Here is a 16723-nt window from a genome sequence, read left to right on the forward strand (position 1 = left end):
GGGTCCTTCTCCAGGGGGTGGGTGCTAGTTGATGACGACCGGGGCGCCGGGGCCCACGAACTCGACGCCCTCGATCTGCTTGGGGCCCTCGGCGGTGACGACCAGCCGGTCGCCGTCCCGCACCGCCGTGACCGTCGTGTCCCCGTCCAGGTCCCTGATCGTCGTACGGCTCTCGCCCTCGGGGACGCCGAAGGCGAGCAGCGTGACCCGCGGGTTCTCGGCCACCGTGTCGCCCGGCTCGGTCACCGGGATCAGGGCGCCGTGCCGCGCGAACAGGGGGATCCGGTCGAGCGGCGGCGACACCGTGACGTACCGGCCGCCGTCGACCCGTTCGCCGGTCCAGTAGTCCACCCACACCCCCGAGGGCAGGTAGACCTTCCGGGCGCCGTCGGCCGAGGTCATGGGGGCGACGAGGAGGTCGGTCCCGAGCATGTACTCGAGGTCCGCCTGCCACGCCACCGGATCGTCGGGGAAGTCCACGCACAGCGCGCGCATCATCGGTGCGCCCGTCTCCGCCGCCGTCACCGCCGCCGAGTAGATGTACGGCATGAGCCGGTAGCGCAGCCGGAGCGCCTCGATCGCCGCGCGCTCCGCGTGCGGCGGGAACTCCCAGGGCTCACGGCTCGTCGTGCCGTGGAACCGGACGAGCGGGGACAGCGCGCCGAACTGGGCCCACCGGATGTACAGGTCCGGGGTGGGGGTGCCGGTGAAGCCGCCCGCGTCGTGGCTCCAGAACGGGACGCCGGACAGGCCGTGCGCCAGGCCGCCCCGGATCGTGCTGCCCATCGACGGGTAGACGGCGTCCACGTCGCCGCTCCACTGGGCCGGGTGCCGCTGGCCGCCGAGGAACGACGAGCGCGCCCACACCAGCCCGTGCCCGGCGACCTCCCGGGTGACCGCCGCCACCGCGTCGTTGAACAGCAGCGTGTAGACGTTGTGCAGGTCGGCGCCGCGCATGCCGTTGGACGCCACCGCGTCGGCGGGGACGCCCTCGGCGAAATCGGTCTTGAAGACGTCGACGCCCTCCCGGAGGCGGTCGCGCAGCAGCCCCTGGAACCACTCGACGGCCGCCGGATCGGTGAAGTCGACGATGCCGCAGGCCGGGTGGGAGCCGTGCCAGGAGTCGGCCACGTAGACCTCGCCGTCCGGCCTCCTCAGGAAGAAGCCGCGCTCGGCCGCCTCGGCGAAGGCGGGGCTCAGGTGCGAGACGTACGGGTTCATCCACAGGCAGACCCGGAAGCCCTGCTCCTTGAGGCTCGCCAGCATGCCCACCGGGTCGGGGAAGCTCCGCGGGTCCCACCGCAGGTCGGACCAGTGGTTCTCGGTCTGCCAGTACGTGTCCAGGTGGAGCACGTCGCACGGGATGCCGCGCTCGCGGATCCTCCTAGCCCGCTCCAGCACGCGCTCCTGGTTGTCGCGGAAGAAGCCGGAGGAGATCCACGTGCCGAACGCCCACTTGGGCGGCAGGACGGGCCTGCCGGTCAGCCCGTCGAAGCGGGCGAGCACCTCGGACGGCGTGGGCCCCGCGATCACGTAGTAGTCGATGAGGTCGTCCGGAACCACGATCTGGACGGCGCTGTGCGTCGACTGGCACATGTCGAACTCGACCGGGGCGCCGCTGTCGACGAGCAGGCCGTACCCGCGGCTGGACAGGTAGAACGGAACGTTCTTGTAGGCGCGCTGCGACTCGGCGCCGAACGCGTCGAAGTTCCACATGAGCGGCCGCTGCCCGCGCTTGTCGAGCGGGGTGAACGACTCGCCGAACCCGCTGAACGCCTCGTCGGCCGGGGCCAGGAACGTCTCGTGGTAGGCCACGACGGCGCCGTCCGCCGACGAGCGGCCGAACGGCAGCGTTCGCAGGCGGCCGCTGATGTCGGGCCGGCCCGGGTCCTGCTCCACCAGCGTCCGCCCGGCGCGGTCGGTGAAGCGCAGGTTCCAGGGGCTCAGCCGCACCTCGGCCCGCAGCGACCCGGCGTCCAGCACCACCCGGCTGTGCCCCGCCTCGACGGCCGCCCCCGCGTAGCGGCCCGGCGTCACCATGTCGATCGCCCGCGCCGAGCGGGTCCGGGCGTCCGCGTCCTGCGAGAGCCGGACGCGGATCACCCCCTCCCCCGCCACCGAAAGCTGCACCACGAGCGTCTCGTCCGCCGAGGTCGAGCCCTTGAGCGTCACGCCCATCGCGTCGGAGGCCACCACCTCCGCGCGCGTCACCGCCGACAGCCCCTCCTCGCCGTCCGCCCGCACGGGAAGCTCGGGTGGGTCCGCGACGAAGAACTCGCGGGCGATCAACGGGGGACGGTACGGCATCGCGGCACTCCTGGCTTCATCCGGCGATTGTGGAGTTAGTTTGCCGTCCATCCCAACAAACGTCAACGGTCTGAGGAGGATCGTTCCTCGTCCATTTTTCTGCCCTACATTCCGATTTGTTCCAGTTTCGGGTAACGTGTCGGCAATTCCCGGTTCACGGAGGTGAAGGTGCATGGACAGGTTCGTGCACGTGATGCCGCTGGACGACGTGATCAGCCATGAGGGCACTCCCCGGTGCGTCTGCGGGCCCGGCGGCCAGCCGGTGACCGCCGTGGACCTCGGGGAGCAGGCCGCGGACGCCGACGCCGTGGGGCCCGGCTGGTCGCGGCCCGCCGTCGGCCTGATCTACCACCACTACGCCCTGAGCCCCTGCCGGGAGTGGGAGGCCGTCCCCGAGGCCTGAGCCGTTCCGCACTCCCGCCGGCCCTCAGGACCTACCGGCGTCACCGGCATTTTGAAACTCTCTGCGATCGCACGTAAACGAAGAGTAATCTCCCGGCCATGCCCGGATTCGATCACGAGATGCCGATCAATCTCATCCACAACCGGCCCGAGACCGCGATGGAGCTGCTGCGGGCCGTGACGGGGATGAAGATTCCGACGTTCGCCGCGGCGCGGGTGGAGGCGGTCGACTGCACCCAGCCGGTGCCGATCGAGCACCGCGCCGACTCGGTGGTGGTCCTGCGAGACGACAGCGGCGCCGCGCTGATGGTCGTCATCGTGGAGGTGCAGCAGGGCAGGGACACCGCCAAGCGGTTCAGCTGGCCGGTCTACGTCACGGCCCTGCGGTCCAGGCTGAGGTGCGACACCGCGTTGCTGGTCATCTGCCCGGATCGGACGATGGCCCGCTGGTGCGAGAAGGCGATCTGGCTGGGCATGGGCGGTGTCATCACGCCGTGGAGGAGATGGTGACCACCATTCAGGACTTCGAGGACCTGGGAGAGAAGTACTTCTCCCACTGGGTGGCCAAGGGCCGCGATGAGGGCCGTGCGGAAGGCCGCGAGGAAGGCCGCGAGGAAGGCCGTGCAGAAGGCGAGATCAACGCGCTTCTCACGGTGCTGGAGAGCCGCGGCCTGACGACCTCCGACGATGCCCGCGAACGGATTCGCCGGTGCACCGACCTGCAGCAGCTGAAAACCTGGCTTCGCAAGGCTGTCGTCGTCGACTCGGCCGACGAGCTGTTCACCGAGTAGCGCGCCGCCCCGGCCTCTGGCCCACCGCAGCCGTGGGGTCGGCGTTCCGCTCGGCGCGGTCCGCCCAGGGCCTGGCGCCGGCCTTCCCGCCTGGTTCGGCACACCCCGCGTCGTGGAGCGCGAACGGGTCACACCGCCGGAGCAGTCACGATGTGAAGCCGGGGTGTGCCGGCACCGTCGCACACCCCGGCCCCGTTATGCGGAGAAACCAGGCGATCGCCAGGACGGATCGAGTATCAGGGGGTCCACCTCACGTTCGGGTTGAGGTGCCCGGTCCAGTTGAAGACGGCCATGTTGTCCCAGCCGTCACCGCTGCCGTTGATGTTCGCGGGGTCCCAGCCGTTGCCGGGCACCGCGTACCACGTCGGCTCCCAGTAGAAGACGCCGACGGCGCCAGCGTTGCGGGCGGTGTTCTGCACCGCCGCGAACTCCGCCCCCTGCCCCTCCCAGGTGAGGCCGTAGCCGGAGCATCCGGACGTGACCGAGTTGCCGGTGGAGTCGGCGTTGCCGGCGGTGAACGGGTAGGCCGTCTCGGCGACGATCACCGGCCTGCCGTAGCGGGACCGCACGTCCGAGATCACGTTGTACAGGTTCGACAGCGTGCCGTGGCACATGCAGTAGTAGGACAGGCCGGTGATGTCCCAGGACACGCCCTTGGCCGCGATGCCGTCGTAGAACCAGCGGGCGTTGGCGTCGCTGTCGGCGTCCGCGGTGTGGATGATCACCTGGGTGCCCGGGTTGCAGGCCTTGGTCGCGTTGTAGCCGGCCTTGAGCAGCAGGCTCAGGTTCGTGAAGTCGTTGTTGACGACCTTGCCGTCGTTCCACAGCATGCCGACGTTGATCTCGTTGCCGATCTGCACGCTGTCGGGAGTGGTGCCCTGCGCCTTGAGGCTCGCGCACACGTCGTAGGTGTAGCCGTAGACGTCGGCCTGCAACTGGCCGATGCCGTGGTTCGACCAGGCCGCGGGCTTGTACTGCTTGCCGGGATCCGCCCAGGTGTCGGAGAAGTGGAAGTCCACGAGCAGCTTCAGGCCCTTGGCCTTGACCGTCCTGGCGTACTGAAGGACCTTGGCCTTGTTGTTGTAGCCGCTGATCGGGTTGTTCCAGATCCGCAGGCGGACGTAGTTGACGCCGACGCCCTTGAGGATGTCCAGCGGGTCGCGCTGGGCGCCGCTCGCGTCGTAGTACCTCGCGCCCAGGTCGAGGGCGCGCTGCACCGAGGACACGTCGGCGCCGAGCATGGTCAGCGGGGTGGCGGCGTGCGCCGGTTGCGCGGCGGGGAGCACCGCGGCGGCGCACACGACGAGCGCCGCCAGGATCTTCTTCATGGTTCCTCCGGTCAGGAGAGGATGTGAGTGGTTCCCCCGGATCCCCCGAGCCCCCGGCCCCCGGCGCCGCGCCGTCGCCTGGCGCGACGCGGCGCCGAGCCGTCTACATGCGGATCACCGCCACACCACCTGCCGGCACCGTCGCCGCCCCCGTGACCGGCGCGCCGTCGAGCAGGCTCGTCCCGAGACGCCCCGCACGGTCGCCGGCCGGTCCCCGTGATTGATGAGGAACACGTGGCCGCCCCGCCGTACGACCTCGACCGTGTCGGGGAGACCCGCGGGACCCGAGACGCGGGCGTGGTCGAGCACCTCGGCGAGCAGCTCGCGCAGGCCGGGCCGCCGATCCGGCCCGGGGAAGTACGACACCATCAGGTGGCCGCCCCCCTCGACGTAGCGGTGCAGGTTCTTGGCCGCGGTCTCCGCCAGTATGGACGAACTGGGTGGCACGACCAGCTTGTACGCCGTCACGTCGGCCTCGGGGTGGACGAAGTCGACCGTGACGTGCTCCCGCCACAGGGCCTCGAAGAACGCCTCGACTCGTAGAGCGCCTCGATCCGCTCCAGGAACCGCGGGTCGGCCGAGGGGCGCCACTCGGACTCCAGGGCCCAGTTGGCCTCCCGGTTTCACACCACGGCCACCTCCGCCCGAACCCGCGCGCCGGCCAGACGGCGCACATCGGCGCCGGGGCGCGACCATGCCCGGCTGCTGGAGCGCACGCCCGACCTCGACGCCGTGTTCGTGGCCTCCGACCTGATGGCGGCCGGGGCGCTGGCGACCCTCCGGGCCACGGGGCGCCGGGTCCCTGAGGACGTGGCGGTGGGCGGGTTCGACGACTCCTCCGTCGCCGCCTCCACGCACCCGCCGCTCACCACGATCCGGCAGCCGCTCGCCCAGGTCGCCGAGGAGACCGTACGGCTCCTGCTGGAACTGATCGACGGCGCCGGTCACGTGGACCCGGTGATCCTCCCCACCCGGCTGATCGTGCGCGAGTCGACCTGACCCCCTCCGGCGTCCCGGAGACCGCGTGTCACAAACTGAGGGCGTGTCCCGTCCTCAGTGCGTGAACGACCATGACGACGGCACCGGCGGCCTGTCGGCCGAGTTCCACGCCCTGCGACCGCGGCTCGTGGGAGTGGCCTACGGGCTGCTCGGCAGCGTGGACGAGGCCGAGGACGTCGTGCAGGACGCCTGGCTCCGCCTGCGGGCGGCGACGGCCGGGCGGGCCGGCGGCTCCGGCGGCGAATCGGAGGGCGAATCGGGCGGCGAGGGGGCCGAGGAGATCAGGGACGTGGCCGCCTGGCTCGTCGTGACGGTCTCCCGGCTGGCGCTCGACGTGCTGCGCTCGGCCCGGCACCGACGGGAGGAGTACGTGGGGCCGTGGCTTCCCGAGCCGGTCCTCGGCCCGCCCGCCGGGTCCGACCCCGCCGACCGGGTGACGCTGGACGAGTCGATGAGCATGGCGATGCTCGTCGTGCTGGAGTCCCTCAGCCCGGCCGAGCGGACGGCGTTCGTCCTGCACGACGTGTTCGGGCTGACGTTCGCCGAGGTGGGCGAGGCGGTCGGGCGGAGCCCGGCGGCCTGCCGGCAGCTCGCGGCCCGCGCCCGGTCGCACGTCGCGTCGCGGGCGCCGCGGTTCGACGTCGACCCGTCGGAGCACCGGCGGGTGGTGCGGGCCTTCGCCCGCGCCTGCGGCGGCGACGACATGGACGCCCTGCTGGCCCTGCTCGATCCCGACGTCGTCTTCCGCAGCGACGGGGGCGGCGTGGTCGGCGCGGCGCGCAACCCCGTCCTCGGCGCCGACAAGGTGGCCCGGCTGCTGCTCGGCGTCCGCAGGTTCGGCGAGACCCGCATGATCCCGGCCGTGGTGAACGGCTGGCCGGGGCTGCTGCGGATCCGCGACGGCCGGCTCGACGCCGTGATCGGGATGGCCGTCTCCGGCGGCCGGATCACCGAGGTCGACATGGTCATGAACCCCGACAAGCTCATCCGCGTCCGCCGGGTCACCGGCCTCGCGGAGGGCGATACGAGAAAGGCACGATGATGACGAGGATCCAGGTGTCCGAGCTGGCCCCCGAGGCGTACCGCGCGATGAGCGGGCTGGAGCGGTTCCTGCACGGCAGCGACCTGCCGCCGGCCACGCTCGAACTGGTCAAGCTGCGCGCCAGCCAGATCAACGGGTGTGCCTTCTGCGTGCACATGCACAGCAGGGACGCGAAGAAGGCGGGCGAGACCGACGAGCGCCTGTGGTCGGTGGCGGCGTGGCGGGAGGCGCCGTTCTACACCGAGGCCGAGCGCGCGGCGCTGGCGCTGACCGAGGCGGCGACCCGGCTGAGCGACCGGCCCGACCCGGTGCCGGACGAGATCTGGGACGAGGCGGCCAAGCACTACGACGACACGACGCTGGCCGCGCTCGTGGTGGCCATCGCCACGATCAACGCGTGGAACCGGATCGCGGTGACGACCCACACCGGACCCGGCGCCCACGTGTGACCGCCCGAACCGGGTCCCGGGCACTCCCGGGACCCGGGCCTTCGGTCAAGGGACTGCAAGCCGAAAACAAGGGGACGGCAAGCCGCGCGGCGCATAGTCTGCTCAGACGTGGAAGGAGGAAGGCCCATGAGCCGCATCAGGATCGTCAAGCCCCGCCCGACCAGCCGCACCGCGAGTCACGAGAGCCCCGACCTGCGCACTCCCTCAGGCCGCCCGCTTCCTTACTGACCTCGGCCGTCTCCTTTACGGCCGTCTTACGCGATCACCGGTATCTATCTGGCGGTAGATAACGGAATAATCACGGTCGGGGGGAACGAACATGCTCAAGGTGGTGCCGTCGCTCGCCAAGGTCAGGGACATCAGGCCGGCTCTGCGCCGGCGGCCGGACCACGACCGTAAGATCGTCGACCTGCGGGCGTACACCGGGGGGAACGTCATCCGCTTGCGGCCCCGTACGTCGGGCCCGACCTCGGCGGCCTGACCGCCGATCCTGTTGAATGTCACCTCGTGACCGACCTGTCCGAGACGACGCCCGTCCATCCCGCCGGAGAAGCCGGCGACCTGTCCGCGACCGAGCGGACCCGGCACCGGCGGCTGCGCGAGCAGGGCCGGACCGACCGGGAGGCCCTCTTCGAGGTGCTCCGCGCCGGGTTCGTCTGCCATCTCGGCGTCGTCGTGGACGGCGACCCCATGGTGGTCCCCACCGTGTACGGATTCGACTCCGGCCACCTCTATCTGCACGGCTCGGTCGCCAGCCGCAGCCTCACCCGAGGCGCCACGGCCTGCGTGACCGTCACGCACGTGGACGGCCTCGTGCTGGCCCGCTCGGTCTTCGAGCACGGGGTCAACTACCGCAGCGCCATGATCTACGGCGTGCCCCGGGCGCTTGAGGGCGACGAGAAGCTGGAGGCCCTGCGCGTCCTGACCGAGCACATGGCCCCCGGCCAGTGGGACTACGCCCGGCGGCCCAACCGCAAGGAGCTGGCCGCCACCACGATCCTCGCGATCTCCCTCGACGAGGCGTCGGTGAAGGTCCGGGAGGGCCATCCCGAGGACGCCGACGACCCGCACGACGTCTGGGCGGGCGTGCTCCCGCTGACCCGGGCGTGGCTGCCTCCCGTCACCGATCCGCACGCCACCCGGCCCGTCCCCGAGCACGTGCTCCGCCGTACCGGCGCCCCCTTCTGACCGGCGCCGGCGCGGCCGTGGGGCAGGGCGGTGGTCAGCGGGCCCGCCGCACGCGTTCGACGTACTCCATGATCTTCGGCAGGTCGTCGGGCGCCAGCCACTCGACCTGGTTGCTGACCCCCCGGCTGACCTCGTCCTTGTGGTCGCGCCACAACGCGGCCGTGGAGGCCGCGATGCGGTCGTTCGCCTGGGGGTCGGGGCTCGCGTAGGGAACGCCGAGCGTGTCCCAGCGAGCGGCCAGGTCCCGTACGGCGGGATCGTCCACCGGCGTGCCGTCCTCCACGTGCTGCTTGAACGCGCGGACGAGCTCCAGCCACTCCATCTTGGTGGCCTCCACGAACCGCTCGCCCAGGTCCGCTCTGCGGCGGGCCAGCAGTTCGCGCTGCTCTTCGGTGAAATAGGTCTCGTACACCGAAATCATCTCCAATGTCGTCAGGAACTGCTCGGGATCTGGCATGACCGCCGCGTCGAGCTGTTCGATCAGCCCGCGGAGTTGCTCGCTCAACCGGGCCGCGCGGAGGGCGGACGCCTCGAACTCGGCCAACTGCGCGGCGAACACGTCGCGCAGCGCGACCACGTCGTCCGACGAACGGGCGAGCGCCGCCGCGATCTCCTCCAGCGAGAGGCCGAACCTCCGCAGGGCCCGTACACGGTAGAGCCGGCGTACGTCCGGCGCCGTGTAGCGGCGGTGTCCGGAGGCGGTCCGCTGCGCCGGGCGGACGAGGCCGATCTCGTCGTAGTGATAGAGCGTTCGGACGGTGATCCCGGTCCTGCGGGACACCTCCCCGATGCTCCAGCCCGGCGCGACGTCGTCTCCGTACATGCTCAGAAGGTAGGACCTGCCGCCACGGGAGGTGCAAGACGGACGCCGGGGCAGTCCTCCGGCCGATGCGGCGATCTCCCGGACCGGCTGAGAGCAGCGGGCGGCGCCGTCCGGTGGGTCACACCCCGGCGGTGACCGCCTTGAGGTCGCCGAACGACTCCCGGATGAGGGACGTCAGGTCCCTGTCGTCGTCGCCGATCCAGCGCTGGAACGCGATCTTGAACACGGCGATCCCCGCCTCGGCGGCCAGGCTCGCGGCCGGGTCGTCGACGCCGCGTTCGCGCAGCGCGCCGGCGAGCGCCGCGGACAGGTTGGCGAGCTTGATCAGCTCGCGCTCGCGCAGCTCCGCGTTCGCGACGATGACGGCCTGGCGCCGCCGGGCGCCCTCGCGGCGCTCCTGCATCAGCTCGCCGACGACCTCGACGGCGCCGGCGATGACGTCGATCGGCGCCAGGGAGTCGGGTGCGCCGGCGACGGCGTCCACGAGGTGCTCCTGCAGCGCGCCGGAGCCCCAGAACAGGACCTCGCGCTTGTCCGTGAAGTAGCGGAAGAACGTCCGCTCCGTGAGCCCCGCCCGCCCGGCGATCTCCGCCACCGTGGTCTGCTCGAACCCTCGCTCCAGGTAGAGGTCCAGCGCCGCGCGTTCGAGGCGGCCGCGCGCGTTCGGCTCCCATCGGCCCATGCCCCGCATCCTACTTGATGACAGTGGCTGACATCAGGTGCTACGTTGATGACAGTCACTGACATCCCTGTCCTCGGCACGTCCCCCGTGCGAGGACCATCGGCAACCGGGAGTACCTGTCATGCGCGTTTTCGTCACCGGCGCGTCCGGCTTCATCGGCTCCGCCGTCGTTCCCGAGCTCATCGCCGCCGGCCACCAGGTCGTCGGGCTGGCACGCTCGGACGCCGCGGCGGCCGCCCTCACCGCCGCCGGCGCCCAGGTGCGGCACGGCACCATCGACGACCTCGACACCCTGCGGAGCGCGGCGGCCGACTCGGACGGTGTGATCCACCTCGCGTTCAAGCACGACATCGCCTTCACCGGAGACTTCCAGGGCGCCGCCGACGCGGACCGCCGCGCCGTCGACGCGTTCGGCGAGGCGCTCGCTGGCTCCGACCGGCCGTTCGTCATCGCCTCCGGGACGCTCGGCCTCCTCCCGGGACGGGTGGTGACCGAACGGGACGGGCGGGCTCCGGAGACGACGACAGAGACGGCGACGGCGCAGGGGGCTGCGGGCCCGCGGACGCGGCAGGCCACTGCGCGGGCGACGCTCGCCCTCGCCTCCCGCGGCGTCCGCTCGTCGGTGCTGCGGCTCCCCCCGACGGTGCACGGCGAGGGGGACGGCGGCTTCATGGCGGCCCTGGTCGGCATCGCCCGCGCCAAGGGCGTCTCCGGTTACGTCGGCGACGGGTCCAACCGCTGGCCCGGAGTGCACCGGCTCGACGCCGCGCTCCTGTTCCGTCTGGCGCTGGAGAAGGCCCCGGCGGGATCGGTGCTGCACGCGATCGCCGATGAGGGCGTGCCGATCCGCACCGTCGCCGAGCTGATCGGCCGCCACCTGGATCTGCCGGTGGTCTCGATCCCGCAGGAGGACGTGGGCGCGCACTTCGGCTGGATGAGCGGCCTCATCGGGCTCGACAGCCCGGCCTCGAGCGAGCTGACCCGGGAGCTGCTGGGATGGCGGCCGGCACACCCGGGGCTCGTGGAGGACCTCGACAAGGGCCACTACTTCGCGACGCCGTCCGCCTGAACGGCCACGTCCGGGATCGCCGGTGAGAGGCCGCGCGATGCCCCTCCCCGGCGATCCGCGGGCGAGGCTCCGCTACGGCTTGAGGAAGCCTCCCCCGTCGACGCGCAGGATCGTGCCGGTGGTGTACGAGGCGCCGACGAGGTAGGCGACGGCCTCGGCCACGTCGTCCGGGGTGCCCACCCGGCCGACCGTGGTGCCCGCGGCGAAGCCGTCGAGCGCCGCCTGCCTCTCCTCGCCGAGCCACTCCCACCAGCCGGTGTCCACCACGCCCGGGGACACGGCGTTCACGCGGATCGGCGCGAGCTCGACCGCGAGGCCGGGGACCGTGGCCTCGATCGCGCCGTTGACGGCCGCCAGCCCGCTGACGCCGGGGAAGGACGAGCCGGCCGACGCGGCGGTGACGAACGTCAGCGACCCGCCGGGGCGCATCGCCTCCACGGCGGCCTGGGCCGCCATCAGGTGGGCGATCAGCTTGTCCTCCACGGCCTGACGCAGGGCCTGCGCCGTCAGGGACGCCAGCGGGCCGGCGGCCTGCCCGCGCCCCGTCACGGTGATGACCACGTGGTCCACCGGGGCGGCCCCCGCGAGGAACGCCCGCGTCGCCTCCGGGTCGCGGGCGTCCACCACCGCGCCGGTCGCCCCCTCTCCGATCTCCTTCAGCGCCTGCTCCAGCCGCTCCTCGCCACGGCCGGCGATCACGACGTCCCGGCCGGTCCGCGCCAGCAGGGCGGCGGCCGACAGGCCGATGCCGGAGGTCCCGCCCACGATCACGACTCGCTCGCTCATCGAGCATCCCCCTCAATTCGAGACACTGTGCCTCGTAACGATAAAACGAGACACGGTGACCTGTAAAGTGGGCCGCATGGTGGGCAGGCCGCGCAGCGAGGACGCCCGGAGGTCGATCCTCCGGGCCGCCCTCCGGCTGTGCGAGCGCGACGGCTACCGGAACGTCACGCTGAAGGGCATCGCCGAGGAGGCGGGGACCGGGCGCCAGACGGTCTACCGCTGGTGGCGGACGAAGGCCGAGGTGTTCCTGGAGGCGATGACGGACGTCGTTGCGGAGAAGCTGCCTCCCCTGCCGAAGGACCTGGAGGAGTTCCTGCGCGACACGTTCGCCCTGACGGACGGGGTCGCCGGGCAGGTCGTGGTGGGACTCATGGCGGAGGCCCAGTCGGACGAGGCGCTGGCCGCCCGGCTGCGGGCCGAGCTCATCGGCCCGCGCCGCGCCGCGCTCCGCCAGGTGATCCTGGACGGCGGACCGCCTCGGGGGGCCGACCCCGAACTCCTGGTCGACATGGTCTTCGGAACCATGTGGTACCGCCTGCTCAACCGGCACGCCCCGGTCGACGCCGCGCTCGCCCGGGACATCACGGCCCTGCTAAGCCGGATCTCCTGACCCGGCGCCCGGCGGCCGCGCCGGGAACTCCTCTGGCACGAGTGCCGCCTCATCGACGGCCGCATGGTGCAGGATGGAAGGCGTGACGCCTTCCCCAGCGGTCGTCCAGCCGGACCAGGAGCTCATCAAGGAGATCCTCGACGAGTTGGACCTCGACCACACCCTCGACGCCGAGGGCGACCTGGCGATCTCCACCGCCGAGCTGACGATCTTCTTCCTGTTCGGTTCCGAGGGCGATCTGTTCACGATCCGCACCTTCTACGACAGGAACTACTCCGTCGACGAGAAGCCGATGCTGCTCACGGCGCTCAACGAGTGGAACGCGGACACCATGTGGCCGAAGGTCTACGCGTTCACCCCCGACAACGGGGTGATCCGGGTCATCGGCGACTCCCAGCTCTACATCGGCGCCGGGGTGACCCGGGAGCACCTCACGACCGTGATCGCCCACTGGGTCAGGTTCGCGATCAAGTTCCACCGCTGGCTGGCCGACCGGCTCGCCTTCGAGCTCGACTAATCCGCCGCGGGCGGCTCGCCGGGGACCGGGCCGGAGGCCGGGGCGCGCAGCCCGTCGAGCACCACGCGCAGGTTGCGCTCCCACTGCTCGCCGCCCGCGCGCAGGCGCAGCGTGCGCTCCCCCGTCGCCACAGCCGCCAGCAGGAACGGCACGTCCTGCCAGGCGAGGTCCGCCCGCATCACCCCGGCGGCCTGGGCCCGCTCCACCAGCCGCTGGATCAGCCCCTGAAGCTCGCCCAGGATCGCGTCCAGACCGGACCCGCAGGCGCCGCCGACCGCCTCGCGGATGCCGCAGCTCTCCGCCCGCAGCCGGGCGTAGGCGGCGGCGAACGTCTCGAACGAGCGCCAGGGGTCCGGGTCGTCGAGAGCGCGGCGGCCCACGCCGGCGGCCTCGCCCAGCACCTCGTTGAGCACCGCCTCCAGCAGCGCCTCCCGTGAGGCCAGCCGGCGGTAGAACGTGCCGATGCCGACCCCGGCCCGGCGCGCGATCTCGTGCGCCGTCACCTCGACGCCGACCTCGGCCACGGCCGCGCGGGCGGCCTCCACCAGCCGTTCCACGTTGCGGCGCGCGTCGGCGCGGGGCGGGCCTCCCGCGTCCGCGGTCAGCAGTTCCCCCAGCGCGCCGTCCCGCCTGCTCATACGCGGAGCCTACCAGCAAGCGGACCAACGACGTCCGGTTGTGCTACGGTGCAGAAAGCGGACCTTCTGCGTCCGCTTACCGGCCTACCCAGGAGGCGCAATGACGTCCGATCCGATCCGCGTGGGCATCGTGGGAGCGAACCCGGAGCGGGGATGGGCCGTGCGGGCCCACGTCCCGGCGCTGCGGGCGCTCCCGGAGTTCGCGATCACGGCGGTGAGCACGACCCGCGAGGAGAGCGCCAGGGAGGCCGCCGCCCGGTTCGGCGCGGCCCACGCGTTCACCGACGCGCGGCGGCTCGCCGCCCACCCCGACGTGGACCTCGTCGTCGTCTCGGTCAAGGTCCCCTACCACGCGGAGCTGATCGAGGCGGCGCTGGACGCGGGGACCCCCGTCCTGTGTGAGTGGCCGCTCGCGCGCACCACCGAGGAGGCCCAGGGGCTGCTCGACCGGGCCGAGACGGCCGGCGTCCGGCACTTCATGGGGCTCCAGGGCCGGTTCGCACCGGCCGTCGCCTACGCGCGCGACCTGATCGCGGACGGCCGCGTCGGCCGGGTGACCTCGGCCGCGGTGTACTCCGCGCTGGGCAAGGGCGCCGGCGGCACGCTGCCGGCCTGGAGCGCGTACACGGCCGACCGGGCGAACGGCGCGGGTCTGCTGGAGGTCGTCGGCGGCCACACGCTCGACGTGGTGGAGCACCTGCTCGGCGACATCGGCGCGCTCTCGGCCATGCTGTCGACACGGCTGCCGCAGTACACCGTCGAGGAGACCGGGGAGAAGATCGAGGCGGACACCCCCGACCACGTCCTCGTGTCGGCCGCGCTCGACGGCGGCGCGGTGGCCTCGGCGCACCTGCAGCTGGTCAAGGTCACCGACGCCCGCACCCGCATCGAGATCGCCGGCACCGAGGGGGACCTCGCGCTCGTCTCGACCGGCCCGGGCGGTCCGTACGGCGTGCAGATCGGGGAGCTGCGCCTGTTGGGCACCGCGCCGGGATCGGGATCCTGGGAGGAGCTCCCGATCCCGGACCGGTACCTGTGGGTACCCGGGCAGGCCCGCGCGATGGAGGCCGTCAACGTCGCCCAGTTGTACGCCCGGCTGGCCGACGACCTGCGCACGGACGCCCGCACCGTGCCCGGCTTCGACGAGGGCGTGCGGCTGCACCGGCTGCTCGACGCGGTCCGCCGGTCGGACGCGACCGGGACCCGCCGCGCGGCCGCCTGACCCGCGGCCCGCTCGGGCGGCGGTCAGCCCTTGGCGAGGGCCTCGCGCAGCTCGTCGGCCGTCAGCCGGGGGCCGTAGGCCGGCTTGTCCCGCTGGAACCTGCGGCCCTCCGCGAGCGGCCCGGCGTCGACGACGTCGAAGCCGAAGGAGTCGATCAGGTCGGCCACGACCTTCTTGGCCTCCTCGTCGTCCCCGGCGATCGGCAGGGCCCTGCGGCCCTCGGCCCCCCTGGGCAGGCCCTGGTCCGCCAGCTCGGCGAAGTGGATGCTGTTGAACGCCTTGACGACCCGGGAGCCGGGCAGGTGGGCGGCGAGCACCTCGCTGTCGGTCGTCTCCCCCGCGTCGATCTCCGGGAAGCGGCCGTCCCGCTCGTGGTAGTAGTTGTTCGTGTCGATGACGATCTTGCCGTCGAGCGGCTCGACCGGCACCTCCCGGTAGCGTCCGAACGGGATCGTCACCACGACGACGTCCCCTGCCGCGGCGGCCTCGGCCGCGGTCGCGGCGCGGGCGTCCGGGCCCAGGCGGGCCACCAGTTCGGCGAGCGTCTCCGGCCCGCGGGAGTTGCTGAGCACCACCGAGTGGCCGGCGTCGACCGCCAGTTTCGCCACCGTGCCGCCGATCTTCCCGCTGCCGATCAGTCCGATAACCATGGCGGCTGCAACATGCCGCCCGCCCGGGACATTCCCGCCTCGGGAGATGGGTTTCAGTCGCGGACGTCCGGGTTGGCGGCGACGATCTCCTCGGCCAGCGCCCTCAGCCGGGGCAGCAGGCCGAGCAGACGGCGCGCCCGCCGTTCCAGGTCGGCGGGGCGGGCGACGCCGAGGTCGGCCAGCAGGTCCTCGAACGCGGGACGGTGCGCCGCCGCGGCGGCGGGCGCGTCCGCCGAGAGGATCTTCAGGCAGCGGGCGTAGGTGGCGGCGATCCAGAACACCGCCTCGCGGTGCCGGCCGCCCTCGATCAGCGCCCTTCCGCCGTCCACGGCGACGGGCCGGGCCGCGGCGGTGATGTCGGAGGAGAAGGGGAACGGCGTGCGGGCCGTCGGGACCGCGGCGTCGAAGACCTCGGTCATCGCGCGCAGGTGCCGCGCCGCTCCACTCGCCGTCATCCCGGCGCAGCCGAGCAGGTCGAGCAGCTCCTCGTAGCGGTCCAGGCGGCCGTACTCGGCGAGCAGGTCCCGCGCGGCCGCGTAGCGCAGCCGCACGGTCGGGTTGCGGAGCCCCGCGGTCAGCACCACGTGCGCGGTCACGCCTGTCGGGAACAGCCACGCCGTCACCCTGTCGTGCAGCGGGAGGGCGGCGGACAGCGTGCGAAGGCCGTCGGCGATCCGAAGCTCCGCGTCGCGGCAGCGCCGCCGCACCCACACCCGCCGCGGGTGCTCGGCGGACACGGCCGCCCGCAGCGCCGTCAGCCGGCCGGTCGGGTCGGCGACGATCGTGTCCGCGCGGAAGCAGCCCGCCAGATGGTAGGAGCCGAGGACGGCGTCCGGCGGCCCGATCGCGTCCCACGTCGTGTACGTGACCTCGACCAGCACGCCGTTCCACGGCACCTTGCCGAGCTTGGGAGGCGCCGTCGCGCCCGCCGTCACCACAGTGACGTCCACGTCGGAGGCGGGCGGCAGCTCCGCCTCGTCCGGGAGCCACACGGCCGACCCGCTCAGGAAGGCGCCCGCGAAGCCCGCGGTCCCGGCCGCGTGCTCGGCCACCCACCCGGCCGCGGCGGCCCGCGCCTGCGCCACCTTCACCGCCCCAGTCTCCCGGACCGCTCACCCCCGGCGCACCCGAGCGGGCACGCCTCGGCGGGCGCCCAGCCCACGTGACGGTCTGCCCCGGCGCAGGAGCCGGGCGCCGGCTTTGAGTGCCGGACGGGCTGT

The 16723-nt window shown here is 72.6% G+C and carries 21 protein-coding genes; 12 read left to right on the forward strand and 9 right to left on the reverse strand.

What is annotated here, in order from left to right; translation table 11 throughout:
* Positions 1–24: 24 nt before the first annotated feature.
* On the reverse strand, positions 25–2307 hold the full coding sequence (gene yicI / locus MPTA5024_RS30040; protein ID WP_036330581.1) for an alpha-xylosidase: 2283 nt from the start codon (positions 2305–2307) through the stop codon (positions 25–27).
* Positions 2308–2479: 172 nt separating this feature from the next.
* Between yicI and MPTA5024_RS30045 the strand changes: the two genes are divergently transcribed.
* The 3 genes from MPTA5024_RS30045 to MPTA5024_RS30055 all read left to right on the forward strand — a co-directional run bounded on the left by MPTA5024_RS30045 (position 2480) and on the right by MPTA5024_RS30055 (position 3500).
* Positions 2480–2710, forward strand: coding sequence for a hypothetical protein (locus MPTA5024_RS30045; protein WP_036330583.1), 231 nt, complete (start codon positions 2480–2482; stop codon positions 2708–2710).
* Positions 2711–2808: 98 nt separating this feature from the next.
* Positions 2809–3219 (forward strand): hypothetical protein, encoded by a 411-nt coding sequence (locus MPTA5024_RS30050; RefSeq protein ID WP_051458841.1) that lies wholly within the window; start codon positions 2809–2811, stop codon positions 3217–3219.
* Positions 3213–3500 (forward strand): hypothetical protein, encoded by a 288-nt coding sequence (locus tag MPTA5024_RS30055; RefSeq protein WP_036330585.1) that lies wholly within the window; start codon positions 3213–3215, stop codon positions 3498–3500. The genes MPTA5024_RS30050 and MPTA5024_RS30055 overlap by 7 nt, the downstream gene beginning before the upstream one ends.
* A 236-nt stretch (positions 3501–3736) precedes the next feature.
* On the opposite strand, the gene MPTA5024_RS30060 is transcribed toward MPTA5024_RS30055, so the two are convergent.
* Together MPTA5024_RS30060 and MPTA5024_RS30065 are read right to left on the reverse strand one after the other, a co-directional pair.
* The gene (locus MPTA5024_RS30060; protein WP_198167470.1) at positions 3737–4828 is read right to left on the reverse strand and encodes a glycoside hydrolase family 53 protein; all 1092 of its coding nucleotides are present in this window, start codon (positions 4826–4828) and stop codon (positions 3737–3739) included.
* Between the two features lie 114 nt (positions 4829–4942).
* Positions 4943–5419, reverse strand: a complete 477-nt coding sequence (locus MPTA5024_RS30065) for a beta-galactosidase trimerization domain-containing protein (RefSeq protein WP_036330587.1) — start codon at positions 5417–5419, stop codon at positions 4943–4945.
* Positions 5420–5437: 18 nt separating this feature from the next.
* Here MPTA5024_RS30065 and MPTA5024_RS30070 point away from each other — a divergent pair, with 18 nt between their 5' ends.
* The 5 genes from MPTA5024_RS30070 to MPTA5024_RS30085 all read left to right on the forward strand — a co-directional run bounded on the left by MPTA5024_RS30070 (position 5438) and on the right by MPTA5024_RS30085 (position 8506).
* Positions 5438–5827 (forward strand): substrate-binding domain-containing protein, encoded by a 390-nt coding sequence (locus tag MPTA5024_RS30070; protein ID WP_232326699.1) that lies wholly within the window; start codon positions 5438–5440, stop codon positions 5825–5827.
* 61 nt (positions 5828–5888) lie between these two features.
* Complete coding sequence (gene sigJ / locus MPTA5024_RS30075) at positions 5889–6869, forward strand: RNA polymerase sigma factor SigJ (protein ID WP_036330590.1); 981 nt, start codon at positions 5889–5891, stop codon at positions 6867–6869.
* Positions 6866–7318 carry a carboxymuconolactone decarboxylase family protein gene (locus MPTA5024_RS30080; RefSeq protein WP_036330591.1) on the forward strand — a complete coding sequence of 151 codons (453 nt, stop codon included), beginning with the start codon at positions 6866–6868 and terminating at the stop codon, positions 7316–7318. Before sigJ ends, MPTA5024_RS30080 begins: the two co-directional genes overlap by 4 nt.
* A gap of 319 nt (positions 7319–7637) precedes the next feature.
* Entirely contained in the window at positions 7638–7799 is a 162-nt protein-coding gene (locus MPTA5024_RS42795; RefSeq protein ID WP_198167471.1) for a hypothetical protein, read from the forward strand.
* 26 nt (positions 7800–7825) lie between these two features.
* Positions 7826–8506 carry a pyridoxamine 5'-phosphate oxidase family protein gene (locus MPTA5024_RS30085; RefSeq protein WP_232326700.1) on the forward strand — a complete coding sequence of 227 codons (681 nt, stop codon included), beginning with the start codon at positions 7826–7828 and terminating at the stop codon, positions 8504–8506.
* 34 nt (positions 8507–8540) lie between these two features.
* Here the strand turns inward: MPTA5024_RS30085 and MPTA5024_RS30090 are convergent, their stop codons facing one another.
* Together MPTA5024_RS30090 and MPTA5024_RS30095 are read right to left on the reverse strand one after the other, a co-directional pair.
* Complete coding sequence (locus tag MPTA5024_RS30090; protein ID WP_036330593.1) at positions 8541–9329, reverse strand: MerR family transcriptional regulator; 789 nt, start codon at positions 9327–9329, stop codon at positions 8541–8543.
* Positions 9330–9447: 118 nt separating this feature from the next.
* The gene (locus MPTA5024_RS30095) at positions 9448–10011 is read right to left on the reverse strand and encodes a TetR family transcriptional regulator (protein WP_036330595.1); all 564 of its coding nucleotides are present in this window, start codon (positions 10009–10011) and stop codon (positions 9448–9450) included.
* Positions 10012–10132: 121 nt separating this feature from the next.
* On the opposite strand from MPTA5024_RS30095, the gene MPTA5024_RS30100 reads away from it, so the two are divergent.
* Entirely contained in the window at positions 10133–11080 is a 948-nt protein-coding gene (locus tag MPTA5024_RS30100) for an SDR family oxidoreductase (protein WP_036330597.1), read from the forward strand.
* A gap of 72 nt (positions 11081–11152) precedes the next feature.
* On the opposite strand, the gene MPTA5024_RS30105 is transcribed toward MPTA5024_RS30100, so the two are convergent.
* Positions 11153–11866, reverse strand: a complete 714-nt coding sequence (locus MPTA5024_RS30105; RefSeq protein WP_036330599.1) for an SDR family oxidoreductase — start codon at positions 11864–11866, stop codon at positions 11153–11155.
* A 76-nt stretch (positions 11867–11942) separates the two neighbouring features.
* On the opposite strand from MPTA5024_RS30105, the gene MPTA5024_RS30110 reads away from it, so the two are divergent.
* Both MPTA5024_RS30110 and MPTA5024_RS30115 read left to right on the forward strand, forming a co-directional pair.
* Complete coding sequence (locus tag MPTA5024_RS30110) at positions 11943–12476, forward strand: TetR/AcrR family transcriptional regulator (protein WP_036330601.1); 534 nt, start codon at positions 11943–11945, stop codon at positions 12474–12476.
* Positions 12477–12558: 82 nt separating this feature from the next.
* Entirely contained in the window at positions 12559–12993 is a 435-nt protein-coding gene (locus MPTA5024_RS30115) for a YbjN domain-containing protein (protein ID WP_198167472.1), read from the forward strand.
* On the opposite strand, the gene MPTA5024_RS30120 is transcribed toward MPTA5024_RS30115, so the two are convergent.
* Positions 12990–13631 (reverse strand): TetR/AcrR family transcriptional regulator, encoded by a 642-nt coding sequence (locus MPTA5024_RS30120; protein WP_051458843.1) that lies wholly within the window; start codon positions 13629–13631, stop codon positions 12990–12992. The genes MPTA5024_RS30115 and MPTA5024_RS30120 overlap by 4 nt on opposite strands.
* A gap of 100 nt (positions 13632–13731) precedes the next feature.
* Here MPTA5024_RS30120 and MPTA5024_RS30125 point away from each other — a divergent pair, with 100 nt between their 5' ends.
* Positions 13732–14853 (forward strand): Gfo/Idh/MocA family protein, encoded by a 1122-nt coding sequence (locus tag MPTA5024_RS30125; protein WP_036330603.1) that lies wholly within the window; start codon positions 13732–13734, stop codon positions 14851–14853.
* Between the two features lie 23 nt (positions 14854–14876).
* Here the strand turns inward: MPTA5024_RS30125 and MPTA5024_RS30130 are convergent, their stop codons facing one another.
* Both MPTA5024_RS30130 and MPTA5024_RS30135 read right to left on the reverse strand, forming a co-directional pair.
* Positions 14877–15503 carry an NADPH-dependent F420 reductase gene (locus tag MPTA5024_RS30130; RefSeq protein ID WP_036330604.1) on the reverse strand — a complete coding sequence of 209 codons (627 nt, stop codon included), beginning with the start codon at positions 15501–15503 and terminating at the stop codon, positions 14877–14879.
* Between the two features lie 53 nt (positions 15504–15556).
* Positions 15557–16594, reverse strand: a complete 1038-nt coding sequence (locus tag MPTA5024_RS30135) for a hypothetical protein (protein ID WP_036330606.1) — start codon at positions 16592–16594, stop codon at positions 15557–15559.
* Positions 16595–16723 lie beyond the last annotated feature (129 nt).

The organism is Microbispora sp. ATCC PTA-5024 (assembly GCF_000511135.2).
GTDB classification, from domain to species: domain Bacteria; phylum Actinomycetota; class Actinomycetes; order Streptosporangiales; family Streptosporangiaceae; genus Microbispora; species Microbispora corallina.